Source organism: Herbidospora sp. RD11066 (genome assembly GCF_054661255.1).
Window position 1 is genome coordinate 1 of sequence record NZ_BAAGDO010000386.1, and the last position, 234, is coordinate 234.

The window sequence follows — 234 nt, forward strand, 5'->3', positions numbered from 1 at the left end:
GTTCATCAAGACACCAATTTTCTTGATTAATGCTGCCTATGATTCGTGGCAGGGAAAGAATATATTGGCTCCCGGAGTTTCTGATAAGAAGGGCACATGGAAAGAATGCAAACTTGATATAACCAAATGTTCAGCTGCTCTACTAAATATCCTTCAAGGGTACCGACAAGAGTTCTTGAAGGCACTGACAGGATTCGGAAACTCTCCTTCAAGAGGGATGTGCATCAGCTCGTG

Annotated in this window: 1 protein-coding gene; it reads left to right on the plus strand. The window is 43.2% G+C overall.

The genetic code is table 11. The features are described 5' to 3' along the window. Window positions 1-16 precede the first annotated feature (16 nt). Window positions 17-234 (plus strand): pectin acetylesterase-family hydrolase (locus ACYQ78_RS40160; protein ID WP_459806245.1); only part of this gene is annotated, 218 nt, incomplete at its 3' end.